This is a genomic window from Clostridium estertheticum subsp. estertheticum, from assembly GCF_001877035.1.
Lineage (GTDB): Bacteria > Bacillota > Clostridia > Clostridiales > Clostridiaceae > Clostridium_AD > Clostridium_AD estertheticum.
In genome coordinates this window covers 1,308,263-1,321,882 of record NZ_CP015756.1, presented here as the reverse complement: position 1 = coordinate 1,321,882, position 13,620 = coordinate 1,308,263, and the positions used below count along the sequence as shown (strand labels likewise).

Genomic DNA, 13,620 nt, shown 5'->3' with positions numbered 1-13,620 from the left:
AATGTCGTTAAATATATGAGACATACTAAAAAAACTACCCATTAAGGTAGTCTCTAAAAATATATTATTATATAAACAAAAAAATAAAATAGACTGGCTAAATAACACCAGTCCATTGCTAGTTATATATATATTTAATTAAAGGGGGACTCTAATTAAAAAATCAATTACTAGTTTCTTTCTATGTATTAACAATAACAATTATATGTGTCATTAGAATGTCGAGAATAACAATAAATTGTAAACTTTATCTCCTTTTATGTACTCATCAATTACATAGGCCCCTAATTACGGGTTCAAATCCCCTTATAATTAGATTTTGAATTCTGAAACAATATTCTTTAATTCTTCAGATACTTTATTAGTATCACTTGTTACCTCTGATACATCGTTTGATTTTTGTAAACTAATAGATGCTTTATTAGCAATATTTTCAGTTCCTATAGCCATTTCATTATTTGCAGTTGATATTTCATTTATGACGTTAATCATAATTTGAAGAGAGGAGCTTACCTCCTGAGCTTTACTACTAAAATCATTTACAAGATTTCCAACATAGTTTGCATCTTTATAATACTGTTCTCCAATATCAACCATAGAAATATAATCTTTTATTACTGTTGAATCTATGAAATCTAATACATTCTCCGAATTGTATTTTAAACTTTCTACTGAAGATACCACTATTTTAGTTACTCGCTGAATTTCATTAGTAATATTTTTTGAATCCTCAGCCAGCTTTCTAACCTCTTCAGCTACTACTGCAAAACCCTTCCCTGCTTCTCCTGCCCGTGCAGCTTCTATTGCAGCATTTAAAGCTAATAAATTCGTTTGAGATGAAATCTGCAAAATAGACTCCGTTAATTCATTAATTTGAGTAACTGCTTTTGACTGCTCTATTGATTTTTTTAAACTATTATATATGTTATTCCTAATATCTTCAGCTACCTTTTTAGAAAGAACTGCACTTTCTTTTAATTCCTGTGCTCTTTTTCTTATCTCACCTGAATTTTCAGCACCTTCTTGAGCTTTTTCGGATATAGTAGTCACCGCTTTTCCTAATTCATCGGAAGAAGCACTCAATTCTTCTGATGAAGCTGCTGTTTCCTCCATGCTAGCGGACAACTCTTCAGTTGTTGATGATATTTCCTCAATTTGATACTCTAAATCATACATATTCTTATTAGTTATAATAACTGAACTCTCTATTTTTTCAGATTGTTTAACTACAGTTTTAAGCATAGTCCTAATAGATTTTTGCATTGTATTTAAAGAAACCATTAACTCACCAGTTTCATCACTTACCATCATTGCTTTATCTGGTACTTCCTTTGAAAAATCTCCTAAAGCAAATGTTCTTATATATTCCACAGCTAATTTTAACGGTTTAGTAATACTTCGTGAAAATAATAATATTAACAAGCTAGATATAATAAGACTTATAATAATTACGATAATTATTCCATTTCTAACACTATTGATTTTTGACATATACTGTTCCACTGGTATAAAGGATACAATATATAACTTTGTAATATCACTTTTGGTATATGAAACTATATTTTTTACACCATTAATAGTAAAATAACCTATACCAGAATCGTTAGCCTTCATTGTACCGTAGAAATCCGGCATATCTCCTTTTTCTTTGCTTAAGTTAAGTTTTAATATTTGTGAAGAATTTTCTGATGAAACTACAAGACCTGTTGGATCTATTAAAAAAGTTTTAATAGATTCATTAGAGTTTGATTTAACAATATTTTGAGTTAATGTATTTAAATCTATTGAATTTAGGAATGATGCTGTTAACAGTTTAGTATCAGTCTCTAAAATCGGTGAGCTTATTGTAATAACAGGTCTTCCTGTTACAGGCGAAGCCATAACACTCCCAATCTTAGCTTTGCCTTCTTTCTCCAAGGCTTTTAATGAATCTTTGGTAACTGGTCTTTTATCCCCAATAGACTTTCCACCAATACCATCAGCTACTGTTACTTTATTTAAATCAGAAGAAATCACTTGAAAAATCATATTCTCATATAATCCATTTGAATTCTTGAATTTAGTTTCCAAATTACTTGACATATGGGTTAATACTGCTTGGTTAGGTTTGTTAGTTTTTTTAAATTCTTTAAAGTAGTTTACAACTTCACTTTCATTTGAAATAGATGTCGCTAAATCCATTTGATCCTTAAAAGCTACATCTATATAATTTTTATTTGAAATAGCTGCACTGCTCAATGATTTTTTTGCTTCACTTTCCAAAGAATTTGAAAATGAGTTAACTGAATAAAAGCCACTAATGAGTAAAGGTATAATAATACATATCATGGCTACTACTAAAAATTTTACGAACAAACTATATTTTCTTTTCATGAAAACATCTCCTTATGTGATATTTAAAATAAACAAGGCTATTAAAAGTATTAAGTAATCAATAATCTTTTAACGCCTTTTTTTATTTATCGATTATATATAAGATTACTTTAATAATTTTCGACCTTTTGTGACCTTTAAACGGAAATTATGAGGTATCACCGGTAGTTATTTCTAAAGATTATATAGATACTGATACAAAAAAATATCTCAATATAAATGGTTTTAGCTAAAATATAATTAAAATGTTATTATTTTTTAAATATATACATCATAAACCAAAGCAAAGAACTCCACATAATATCTGTGGAGTTCTTTGCTTTGCCGGAGAGAAGGAGATTTAAATCATTTGTTTTGCAGATGTAACTGTTACCTCTAACACCCTAGTTAAAAAAGAAAACTTTTCTTTCATCATATCAAATTCTGAACCTAACTCAAGATATTTTGCAGTACCTTCAATCACGAACCCTGTTCCTGGGTAATCTTTATAACCCAAAACTTCTTTACTACCTAGAGCGATTTTCACTTTATTATTTTGATTTACATTCTTTTCTGTTCTACGCATTGCATATGCAGGAATTAAAATTCTTTCATCAGATGTTACAACCAAATATGAGTTCCAAGTGTTAACAACATGTGGTTCATCTATCCCCCATGATACTATTGAAACTACACCTTCCTTTTTTAGCACATCAAAAAACTTTTCTGTAAGCATTATATACTTCCTCCTCATATAATTTTTATTAAACAATATACACAATAATCATAGATACTATGTATCGTGGATAAGTATTGTCTGTATTTATTATATATTGGCTGTTTTAAAAAGTCAATATATAATAAATATATTAAGGATAAATATTATCTATGATCAAATCAGCTATATTGACTAATATAAAGTAATGAAGTATTATGTGGAAAGATTATCTTGTTATTTAGGAGGTTGATTATATTGCAATTTTCAATAGGAATAGAATATGCATTACATTGTTTATTATATATGGTAGATCTTCCATCAGGGAAAACTGTTGGGATTAAGGATTTAGCCGCATTTCAAGGAGTTTCAGAAACCTATTTATCAAAAGTATATACAAAATTAAGGAAAGCAGGAATTGTTAATTCAATTCCAGGTGTTAATGGGGGATATGAGTTAGCACGTCTTCCAGAGGACATAACCTTTTGGAATATAGTTGAAGCAGTAGAAGGGACGACTCCATTATTTCAATGTGCGGAAATTAGACAAAATGAGCTACTATTAGATAAAAATAATTTACCTGACACATATACAAAATGTCCTTGTTTAATAAAGGTTGTAATGTTAGAAGCAGAAGAACAAATGGCACATTATTTGAATAATAAGACTTTAGGATGGTTACACGAACAAGTTAATAATAAGGTTCCTGAAGATCATCTAAAAGCAACCACTGAATGGTTCAATAATATTAAATCGCGATAAATTTAAGATAATTAAAATATTAAAAAGAGAGATTACTTAATTATTTGTGATAGCGGGGCTAAAATATATGACATACAAAATATATATTATAGAAGATGATTTATCAATAAGCAATTTATTACAAGAATACATAGCTAAGTATGGATTTGAAGTGACAATAGTTGAAAACTTTGAAGAAATAATGTTAGGCTTCAATAAGTTCGGTCCAGACTTAGTATTGTTAGATGTTAATTTACCTAAATTTGATGGATTTTATTGGTGTAGGAAAATAAGACAACAATCAAAGATTCCTATAATATTCATATCTGCAAGAGATAGCGGAATGGACCAGGTTATGGCTTTAGAGAGTGGCGCAGATGATTATATAACTAAACCATTTTATTTTGATGTTGTTATTGCAAAGATTAAAAGTCATATAAGAAGAGCTTTTGGGGATTATGCACATACTGCTGAAGAACGAATAGTAGAAGTTGATAGTCTTAAGTTCTACCCAGAAAGGTCAGAAATACAGTTTTATGATAAAAAATTAGTTATTACTAAAAGGGAAGGCATACTGCTAGAATGTCTTATGGAAAAGTATCCCAAGGTAGTTAGTAGAGATTTTCTTTTAGAAAAAATATGGGATGATATTGAGTTTGTTGAGGAAAACACCTTAAGTGTTAATATTAGTCGGATAAGAAAAAGGTTGCAGGGGCTAGGAATAGATATGGGCATAGATACTATAAGAGGAACAGGCTATAGATTAAACAAGCCTGATAGGTTGGAATAATATGAATTTATTTTTGAAGTATAATAGAGGTTATATTATTATATATTTATTAAGTTTAACCATTACAATTATATATTGTAATATCATGGATTTCATTGGATTTGGTGAAATTATATATATATTGATTTTTAATACATTTATTCTTGTGTGCTTTCTGGCTTTTAGATATTATAAAAATAGACAGCTATACAAATTGCTAAAAAATGGATTGATTTGTTTAAATGATGCTTTCCTAGAACTTGGTAGTTCGGCTCTTAGTGAAAATATTTCTGAGCTGTTAAAGGAGCAACATAATTTGTATGAAGCAGAAATACAAAAATGTAACAAAGTTCATAATGAACATTTAACTTTTATCAATCAGTGGGTACATCAAATGAAGACACCTCTTTCTGTAATACAGCTACAACTTCAAGAATATGCAGGAGAAGAAAAGGCACGAAGTATAGAAGAAGAGGTTAATAAATTAAATAAAGGTCTAGATATGGCAATGCATTTTGCAAGAATAGATTCTTTTCAAAATGATTTTATAGTAGAACGAATTTTTTTAAAGAAGTTAGTTATAGGTACAATAAATGAAGAAAAGAAGCTTTTCATAAAAAACAAAATAACTCCTAGAGTAGAAATAGATGATGCTATAGAAGTATATAGTGATGTAAAGTGGATAAAGTTTGTGTTAGATCAACTTATTATTAATGGTGTAAAGTACTCAAAAGGCACGGGAAAGGAATTAATTATAAAAGCCTGCGAAAAAGAAAAAGAAATCTTACTAAGCGTTATTGATGAGGGAATTGGAATCCCAAGGAAAGATATTAAAAGGGTATTCGACCTATTCTTTACTGGAGAGAATGGGCGCAAATATGGAGAATCTACAGGCATGGGTTTATATATTTCTAAAGAGGTCTGTGTAAATTTAGGTCATAAAATAGAGATAACATCTACTGCTGATAAAGGAACAATGGTTACAATAAGATTTAAAATATAAGCTTAATTTATAGCGAATGGATAGTTTAACTATTTATTTGCTATTTTTATTTTAAATCGCAAAGCTTACATCCATGTCACATTCCTGTAAGCTTTGCAGATAGTAATTTATACCTTATTATTATAAGCTATATATAGTAATAATTAGTCTGTAAGGAGTGATAAATCATCAATATAATATTTATATTAAAATCAATCATAATCGCAATAGTAGAAGGGATAACTGAATTTATACCCGTATCTTCTACAGGACACATGATATTAATTGGATGGGCAATTAGCTTTCAAGGCGAATTTGCAAAAATGTTTGAAGTTGTAATTCAACTTGGAGCAATAATGGCCGTTGTTGTTTTGTATTGGCATAAGGTTAAAGAAAGCGTAATAGAATTTTTTAAGTTTATATTCACTAGAGGAAAAGAAGGAAAGAAAGGATTCAAATTTGGTGTAAATGTTATTACAGCATCTATTCCAATGGGAATTGTAGGTGTAGTATTATATAAAAAGATAAAAACATTATTTACTCCAGAAGCTGTTATAGTTGGATTTATAGTTGGTGGACTATTGTTACTAATAGTTGAAAAAAAATTCGGCGCTAGAAACCATAAGGTAGATAATTTAGATAACATAACCACTATGCAATCATTCAAAGTTGGATTATTGCAACTTCTTTGTGTGTGGCCAGGAATGTCAAGAAGTGCGTCTACAATTATGGGTGGATGGATTGCTGGATTATCAACCCCAATAGCAGCAGAGTTTTCCTTTTTTATAGCGATTCCAGCTATGATAGGAGCAACAGGCAAGGACTTATTTGAATATGATTATTCTACAATGACGTTATCATTATGGATTGCATTAATAGTTGGATTTGTTGTGGCATTTATAGTAGCTTTAATAGTTATGAGGAAATTTGTTGAATACTTAAAAAAGAAGCCAATGAAAGTATTTGCAATATATAGAATAGTAGTAGGTATTTTACTTGGTGTACTAGTATTAACTAATATTATCACTTTAACATAATAGGAGGAATAGGCAATATGGAAATTATGAAAGTAAAGAATTTAAGCAAGATATATGGTCAAAAAGTAACATTCAGTGCAGTGGATAATATAAGTTTCACAATTGACGAAGGTGAATTTGTAGGGGTAATGGGGCCATCCGGAAGTGGTAAGACAACCCTGTTAAATATGATTTCAACAGTAGATAAGCCTACATCTGGAGAAATTAGAATAAATGATATAGATCCTTTAAAGCTTAAAGGTGATGATCTTGCCTTATTTAGAAGGAGAGAATTAGGATTTGTATTTCAAGATTTCAACCTGTTAGATACTTTAACTGTTGGTGAAAATATAGTACTTCCACTTACATTAGATGGAGTGCCAGTTAAAAAACAGGATGATGAACTTAATAGAATATTAAAGATACTTAGAATAGAAAAACTAATTAATAAGAGAACTTTTGAAATATCAGGAGGAGAAGCCCAAAGGACAGCTATTGCAAGAGCTTTAATACATAACCCTACGTTGCTGCTGGCTGATGAGCCAACAGGTAATTTGGATTCAAGAGCTGCTAAAAATGTAATGGAATTATTTGAAAAAATAAATAAAGATGAAAAAGTAACTATGATGATGGTTACTCACGATGCATTTTCAGCAAGTTATTGTAATAAAATTCTCTTTATAAAAGATGGAACTATATATAATGAAATTTATAAGGGAGATAGCAGAAAACAATTTTACCAGGAAATTATTGATGTGCTTGCGTTAATGGGAGGAGAGAACTAATGAATTTTAGAGAGTTTGCCACTAAAAATGTGTATAGAAATATAAAAGGGTATTTCGCTTATTTTTTAAGCAGCAGCATATCTGCAACACTATTATTTTCTTTTACTATGATTATTTTCCATCCTGACTTCGTGGTGCTTAAATTACCTAATAGTATAACAAATACACTTTATGTTACTACTGTAATTGCATATTTGTTTTTATGTTTCTTTGTATTTTATTCAGTAAGTGTTTTTCTCAAAAGTAGATATAAAGAATTTGGAATACTTTATATAATAGGTTCATCAAAAAAACAAATACAGAAAATGATAAATATTGAAAATATAATAATTAGTTCAGTATCGGGAGTAGTAGGGATTATAGTAGGAATAGTATTTTCAAAAATACTTTTAGCAGCTAGCGGAAAGTTATTAGGCCTTAATGCACTAGGATTTTATATTCCAGTAAAAGCTATGATTATTACTTTAATTGCATTTATATTAATAGGGATAGTAATTTCAATATTTTGTTCATTGGTTATAAAAGAAGATATGGTTCTAAAATTACTTAAAGGAACTAAAAAACCAAAACTAGAACCAAAATCATCAGCTATTTTTTCTATTATATGTATAGTATTGCTTACTATCGGATATTATCTATCAATTACATCAACTGAAAAGACACTACCCTATAGAATAATACCTGTAACAATAATGGTTGTTATAGCAACCTATTTATTATTTTCTCAATTAAGTGTATTTGTACTTAAGGTACTTAAGAGAAACAGAGATTTTTATATGAAGAAAACTACAGTATTATGGGTTTCAAATTTGTTATATAGAATAAAGGATAATACAAGAATGTTTTTCTTAATTACAATAACTTCAACAGTTGCTCTTTCATCAATAGGGTCAGTATATGCTTATTGGAGAGATAAAGAGACCCAGATAAATAAAAGTTTCCCACAATCATTTTTCTGTGTTGATACCTATAATAATAAAACTAAAGTTGATTACAAAATTGATTTTATAGAAAATTCATTGAAAAAGGAAGAAATATCTTATACTACAGTTAATGGCGAAATGAAGTTTATTATACCTAATGGTGTTAAAGATGAAGTGACTATAATTAAAGAAGATACTTATAACAAATTAGCAAGAGCATTATCTCTAAACACTATTGATTTAAAAGAAAATGAGGCCATGTTAGTCTCGTATTTAGATAAAAATAAAAGAAAAAATATTATTCTAGATGAAACAAAATTACAAATTGCTAGGGGGAGTGATAGTTGCGTAATTCCAGCATTATATGATAGCTCATATGTGGTTAAAGATGATGTATATGAAAAAATGAAGGGGCCTAGGTGTTACTTCGGAGCATTTAATGTAAATAATTATAAGGATACATTAAGCATAGGTAATAATTTTTATAATAATTTTGGAAATGATAAAGGTGATAAATATTATAATAATTTTCTAAAGGCTTATATATTAGAAAAGAATAAAATAGCCTATGGGGTACTTTTGTTTAGTGCAATATTTATAGGACTTATATTTTTTGTAACAACAGCAAGTTTCTTATATAACAAGTGTTACATGGATCTTATAGAGGATAAGAAGAAATATAAACAATTGAATAAAATAGGATTAACATATAAAGAAATAAAAAAGGTATTAAATATTGAAATAGGGGTATTATTTTTACTCCCATATATAATTGCTGTTGTACATTTTTTCTTTGCTATTAGTTCATTAAAATGTGCTTTTGGAATTGAGATAACTGTACCCGCATTACAGGTCATAGGAATTATGTTGATTGTTCAAATTATATATTTTCTTATTATAAGAAAAAACTATTTATTTGAGATTAGAAAAAGTTTATTATAAACACTCTTAAATAAATATTTAATATTAACAGCTTCATGTAAACAATGTTTTGCAATGAGCTGTTATATTTTATTTTTACTTAACATTCTATAAAATAGTACGTATGATTATAGTTTCCTTAATCAATTTTATTAATAAGACTATGTCCATCAAGATAATATATCAAATACCCAACAACATTGAGCAGTATAAATACAAATATCCAAATAATACTTCTCTTATTATTAACAGAATTTATACTTGCCCAAATAGCAAATAGAACCCAGTAAATCAAAAGTAGTATAGGTACAATCTGAAAAATCATAAAACCAATATCTCTTGTCTCAGTAATTACAATTATGCCCTTATTGGAACCTTTAATTTCAATTTGTTTAGAATTTTGTGCATATGCAACAAATCTTAATAATGTTTTTGGACGACCATTACCAAATTCATCAATAGTCATTCTTGGTGCATAATTATAATCATACTTTAGATTTGTATCTGTATTAATATATTTATCGTTTTTATCAAAAATTTGAAGTGTTACATAGTCAATAGCGAAAGATTTATCTACCTTATCTTTAAGATTATTTTTCATATTATCTGTGATAGGATTAGAACCATTCCCCATGTTTTTTTCTATAATTGAGTATATATCATTAATTGGTCTGTCTACGGAATAATTTTTCCAAATTCCCCCTCCAAAAGATAATAAAATTCCTAATACACCTACAATTATCGTTATGTTTAAAAGTTTTTTGGCATATAAGTATTTTGTTTTGTATACCTCTTTAATTTCTGTTTTTATACTATCTACTTCTCCAAATCGTTTTATAGCAAGTTCAACAGCATTAATTTCCTCATATCCTTGACTTAATAAATCATCTACACTACTCAATAGATTTGCTTTCATCTCATTTTTAAAATCTTTAATTTCATCTGAACTTGCTTAAATACCAATTGCAAGATTAGATACATACTTTTCTATGCAATCTATACCTTCTTTGCTCATGTTTGATTGACTATTCATTTTTTACACCCCCAAGAAACTTATTTATCAATTCTCTCATAAAAATCCATTCTATTCTTTTTCTTTTAACATATTCTATTCCATCATCAGTGATATTGTAATATTTCCGTCTACCGCCGCCACTTTCACTATCACTCCAATATGATTTAACATACCCGTTCTTTTCTAGTCTTTTTAATGACAAATATAGTGTGCCTTCCTTTAATTCAAAGGTTTCCCCACTAATCGCCCTTACCTTTTTTGCTAATTCATATCCATACATAGTGCAGTCATTAAGTACACTCATTAATATTGTATCAATATACCCTTTCAGCATTTCCTTATCTATTTCCAATATTTTCACCCCTTATCCACATATTAACATATAGTACTTAATAATGCAATGTATATAACTATGCAATGTACTTAGCTGCAAATCTCAACAAGATTCAAATCTAGATGAACTATACCTTGTTTTTAAAAACAGAAAGAAGAAATTTGTAAGAGATATAATTTCAGAACTGAGTGGAGGTTTAATAATTTATAAGAAAGAAAAATGTGTTGGAAGTGCAAAAATGTATTTTATAACAGGTGAAGGAATAAAAATTCTAAATGAATATTTAGATAAATAAAGGATAGTAACATATTTATTTCTTAAAATAGTAAATACATTACTATTTCAATTACTCAACTATATTAAAATGCCTTCATGGTCAATATGTCGTCGTTTATACTCCTTATTCCATTGACTACAAATAAATTTAGCATTTGGTATTTTTATGCTCATATCATATACCTTTTCTATGTCTGCAATATATATATCCTTTTCGTCTTTTAATCTGTTTTTTGATTGAAAATATTCTTTTGTTAAATCACTAGAGTTCCACCTCTCAATATTATTGATAAGGAAAACCATAAAAATGGTAAAAAAAGTACGCATGACTTCTCTTTTCCTCTCAAAAAATCATACGTACTATCTGAATGTATTTTTATATATAGAATATGAAAAAGGTTTGTGAACCCGTTAAAATCCTTGGCAGAGAAAGGGGGACTTGATTGCTACTACGTACCAATTACGTCGCCACCCGTTCTGCGCCCTCACGAGTTCAACTCCCCATAAAATTAACGTAATAAGAACTCGCCTTCCAGCGAGTTCTTTGATTTGGCGGAGAGAGGGAGATTTGAACTCCCGGAACGGTATAACCCGTTCGCCTGTTTTCGAGTTAGGCTATTTACTTTTCATCTAATGATAGCTAGTACCCTTGAATGCAATATAGTCTTGCATACTCAATGGTTCTAGATAGCTTTCTTTATATCTAACATCATTAAGTATCATCTAAAAACATACAGTTTGTTATCAAAATGTTATCATTGTATCATTATAAACCATTGGTATCTACAATATTTACGTTGCTGTATAGAATAACAACCCTATAATTCTTAGCTTCTACCAAAGCTCTTTTATAAATTTAATTACTCCAATAAGCCAACGGTTTTGAATGACATTACTCTATTTAAAACAGTAACTAATGATATAGAATTAGGTTTTCTAAAGTGTTGAAAATAGATGCTTTATAAAAAGCTAATTCTAATTATATGTAATCATATATAATAGCTTTTGTGATCATTAAGTATCTGCTAACCAATTGATACTATTATTAACTTATTTAAATTTCCCCCACTTATTTTGAAACAAATTACAAAATAGTTTTTTTGTGCTATTATCCTTCAAGTTGTTCAACGTAATTGTTTTATTTGTATATAATACCTTGTTATTTTTCATATTTATTAATCCTCTAGAATACTTTTCATTTTTCATCTCTAATTCATTTTTAGAAATTATAAAAGTAGTATATTTTTCACTACAGAAATTAATTAAGACAATCACTAAAAAATCATAGTTATCTTCAGAAAATTTACCATTTATTGCAGTTGTACCTTTATCGATCCATTGAGCTGTCTTTACCTGTAATTTTAACACCTTTGACTTTAAAATTACAATAATATCCCAGCCTTCTTGTGTAGAACCATTAGCAATATAAGCTTGAAATTCATTTCTAAGTAATTCACATAATACATAATGTTCACCAATCACACAACTAATATTTTTATCAATCAGATTTATCCCTCCCATACATATCAAATATGCACTACAATCCTTATTTACTTATTTTTTATATTTATTCTAATCATTACCTAAATAAGTACTTAATCCATACTCAATTAACAATTAATTACACTTCTATAACCTTCCAAACTACTTTCATCAAAGTCCCTATTTCTCAACGTTGCATATAAATATTGCTTTACCGCCCAAGCTTCTAATAACTTGATTGCTTCATTTTTTACACATACCTTGTTATTATATTTTGCAATTGGAATTAAATTAATAAACATATCTAATGGTGATTTGTTAATTATAATATTATCTATTATTCTTGCAATAGCCAAGTTTTTCCTTACGATATCGCTTTGCATATAATCAAAATTATCTTCCATCATTTTCTTCATAATTCCTTTACATTCTAGCAAATCATTTATTGTTAAATGCTTATATTTATTGTTTTTATTACAATTAATGTATTGATCCCAGCTGAATAATGAAGACTCAACTAATTGTAACTTTATATTTTCATCTGTTATATCTATTTCATTAATTTCAGAACATATGCTTTCAATATTATTCCAATATATTGTAGTAAATTGATCTTTACTAAAGAAGTTTTTTTGCTTGTTTGTTTCATAATTGTTGTTAAGTTTTGTTAAAATAATTTTCATGTCAGAATCACAAATTTTCGTTAGGTCTACTGAATTCACAAAATCAAATAATCTGCAAGGATTCCTATTTTTATTAACCTCATTTATAAACTTTTTATCAACTCCTAATTTGATTAAACCTAACTCATTAATATATCCAATCATTTTATTATTTATTTCCAACATTTGGTTCCATAGGTCTTCATCAAATGAATCAGTATCCATTGGGATAAAGCTCGCACTAATAATATCGATTTTCTTTTGATCTAAATCACTGTGTATGATTGCATTTCTTAAATTCTTCAATGCAAAAAAATTATATATAACATCTCTATTCGTTGTAACATTATTATCAGAAAAATATTTTATTAGTTGATTGATTTTTGAATTTACATCTGTAACACTACCAGCTTTTAACTTTACGATTAAATTGTCTAAATTCACTTTACATTCCCATTCTAATATTAATGATTCAACATTTCCTACAATAGTTACCGAAAGTATTCTGCAACAATGTCGATCAAATAAGAATTTAACGGATTTCCCATTCATTAATGGATGTGTAAGATATGCCTCTCTGACTTCTTCGAGAAAAGTTAAATCATCAGAATAACCTTGCATAAAATTATTTATATTGGATTTCAATT

General features: G+C 28.2%; 13 protein-coding genes. 6 read left to right on the top strand and 7 right to left on the bottom strand.

Annotation, left to right across the window (positions count from 1 at the left end; translation table 11 throughout):
• Positions 1-312: 312 nt before the first annotated feature.
• On the bottom strand, positions 313-2,373 hold the full coding sequence (locus A7L45_RS06195; protein ID WP_084647369.1) for a methyl-accepting chemotaxis protein: 2,061 nt from the start codon (positions 2,371-2,373) through the stop codon (positions 313-315).
• Between the two features lie 340 nt (positions 2,374-2,713).
• The gene (locus tag A7L45_RS06190) at positions 2,714-3,088 is read right to left on the bottom strand and encodes a pyridoxamine 5'-phosphate oxidase family protein (protein WP_071611965.1); all 375 of its coding nucleotides are present in this window, start codon (positions 3,086-3,088) and stop codon (positions 2,714-2,716) included.
• 237 nt (positions 3,089-3,325) lie between these two features.
• Here A7L45_RS06190 and A7L45_RS06185 point away from each other — a divergent pair, with 237 nt between their 5' ends.
• The 6 genes from A7L45_RS06185 (at position 3,326) to A7L45_RS06160 (ending at position 9,225) form a co-directional block, all read left to right on the top strand.
• Positions 3,326-3,829 (top strand): RrF2 family transcriptional regulator, encoded by a 504-nt coding sequence (locus A7L45_RS06185; protein WP_071611964.1) that lies wholly within the window; start codon positions 3,326-3,328, stop codon positions 3,827-3,829.
• 67 nt (positions 3,830-3,896) lie between these two features.
• Positions 3,897-4,598 (top strand): response regulator transcription factor, encoded by a 702-nt coding sequence (locus tag A7L45_RS06180; RefSeq protein WP_071611963.1) that lies wholly within the window; start codon positions 3,897-3,899, stop codon positions 4,596-4,598.
• 1 nt (position 4,599) lies between these two features.
• The gene (locus tag A7L45_RS06175) at positions 4,600-5,580 is read left to right on the top strand and encodes a sensor histidine kinase (RefSeq protein ID WP_071611962.1); all 981 of its coding nucleotides are present in this window, start codon (positions 4,600-4,602) and stop codon (positions 5,578-5,580) included.
• A 167-nt stretch (positions 5,581-5,747) separates the two neighbouring features.
• Positions 5,748-6,596 (top strand): undecaprenyl-diphosphate phosphatase, encoded by an 849-nt coding sequence (locus A7L45_RS06170; protein ID WP_071611961.1) that lies wholly within the window; start codon positions 5,748-5,750, stop codon positions 6,594-6,596.
• A gap of 17 nt (positions 6,597-6,613) precedes the next feature.
• On the top strand, positions 6,614-7,360 hold the full coding sequence (locus A7L45_RS06165; protein ID WP_071611960.1) for an ABC transporter ATP-binding protein: 747 nt from the start codon (positions 6,614-6,616) through the stop codon (positions 7,358-7,360).
• On the top strand, positions 7,360-9,225 hold the full coding sequence (locus A7L45_RS06160; protein WP_071611959.1) for an FtsX-like permease family protein: 1,866 nt from the start codon (positions 7,360-7,362) through the stop codon (positions 9,223-9,225). Before A7L45_RS06165 ends, A7L45_RS06160 begins: the two co-directional genes overlap by 1 nt.
• 118 nt (positions 9,226-9,343) lie before the next feature.
• On the opposite strand, the gene A7L45_RS06155 is transcribed toward A7L45_RS06160, so the two are convergent.
• The 5 genes from A7L45_RS06155 to A7L45_RS06135 form a co-directional block, all read right to left on the bottom strand.
• Positions 9,344-10,141, bottom strand: coding sequence for a permease prefix domain 1-containing protein (locus A7L45_RS06155; RefSeq protein WP_224617008.1), 798 nt, complete (start codon positions 10,139-10,141; stop codon positions 9,344-9,346).
• An 88-nt stretch (positions 10,142-10,229) separates the two neighbouring features.
• Positions 10,230-10,571, bottom strand: a complete 342-nt coding sequence (locus tag A7L45_RS06150) for a PadR family transcriptional regulator (RefSeq protein ID WP_071611957.1) — start codon at positions 10,569-10,571, stop codon at positions 10,230-10,232.
• A gap of 336 nt (positions 10,572-10,907) precedes the next feature.
• A complete protein-coding gene (locus tag A7L45_RS06145) occupies positions 10,908-11,156 on the bottom strand; it encodes a hypothetical protein (protein ID WP_071611956.1) in 249 nt (82 codons plus the stop codon).
• A 723-nt stretch (positions 11,157-11,879) separates the two neighbouring features.
• Entirely contained in the window at positions 11,880-12,350 is a 471-nt protein-coding gene (locus A7L45_RS06140) for a hypothetical protein (RefSeq protein WP_170288095.1), read from the bottom strand.
• Between the two features lie 89 nt (positions 12,351-12,439).
• The gene (locus A7L45_RS06135; RefSeq protein WP_071611954.1) at positions 12,440-13,618 is read right to left on the bottom strand and encodes a hypothetical protein; all 1,179 of its coding nucleotides are present in this window, start codon (positions 13,616-13,618) and stop codon (positions 12,440-12,442) included.
• Between the last annotated feature and the right edge of the window lie 2 nt (positions 13,619-13,620).

What these genes read in the sequence shown, in the direction of transcription:
- A7L45_RS06195 (WP_084647369.1), bottom strand. Translation starts at nt 2,373, where the DNA reads ATGAAAAGAAAATATAGTTTGTTCGTAAAATTTTTAGTAGTAGCCATG.
- A7L45_RS06165 (WP_071611960.1), top strand. Translation starts at nt 6,614, where the DNA reads ATGGAAATTATGAAAGTAAAGAATTTAAGCAAGATATATGGTCAAAAA.
- A7L45_RS06140 (WP_170288095.1), bottom strand. Translation starts at nt 12,350, where the DNA reads ATGGGAGGGATAAATCTGATTGATAAAAATATTAGTTGTGTGATTGGT.
- A7L45_RS06145 (WP_071611956.1), bottom strand. Translation starts at nt 11,156, where the DNA reads ATGCGTACTTTTTTTACCATTTTTATGGTTTTCCTTATCAATAATATT.
- A7L45_RS06175 (WP_071611962.1), top strand. Translation starts at nt 4,600, where the DNA reads ATGAATTTATTTTTGAAGTATAATAGAGGTTATATTATTATATATTTA.
- A7L45_RS06160 (WP_071611959.1), top strand. Translation starts at nt 7,360, where the DNA reads ATGAATTTTAGAGAGTTTGCCACTAAAAATGTGTATAGAAATATAAAA.
- A7L45_RS06190 (WP_071611965.1), bottom strand. Translation starts at nt 3,088, where the DNA reads ATGCTTACAGAAAAGTTTTTTGATGTGCTAAAAAAGGAAGGTGTAGTT.
- A7L45_RS06180 (WP_071611963.1), top strand. Translation starts at nt 3,897, where the DNA reads ATGACATACAAAATATATATTATAGAAGATGATTTATCAATAAGCAAT.